The organism is Aequorivita sp. KMM 9714 (assembly GCF_011065475.1).
GTDB classification, from domain to species: domain Bacteria; phylum Bacteroidota; class Bacteroidia; order Flavobacteriales; family Flavobacteriaceae; genus Aequorivita; species Aequorivita sinensis.
Map to the genome: position 1 here is coordinate 1 of NZ_JAAGRO010000050.1, position 321 is coordinate 321.

1 pseudogene is annotated in these 321 nt (G+C 35.5%); it reads right to left on the bottom strand.

Annotation, left to right across the window (positions count from 1 at the left end):
• Nucleotides 1-321, bottom strand: a pseudogene (locus tag G3A46_RS14640) (PD40 domain-containing protein); the annotation flags it as partial.

A 321-nucleotide genomic window follows, 5' to 3' on the forward strand; every position in this document is an offset into this window, starting at 1 on the left:
GGTTAACTGGTGTACCATAGGTGCCATTTTCTAAAATGTCTACATACCAAAGGTCAGACATACCTAGAGTACCTGGCATATCAGATGAAAAATACAATCTTTTGCCATCCGGACTTAAAGCAGGATGTGCTACTGAATAGGCCTTATTGTTAAAAGGTAATTCCTCTACATTAGACCAAGTATTCTCACCCGTTTTCTCAGCTTTAAAAAGGCTTAGTCTAAGGGTTTTATGTTTTTTAGATTTATCGAGTTCTTTTTGTCCATCTATATAACTATTTCGAGTAAAGTAAATGGTTTTACCATCTTTGGTAAAAACTGCAG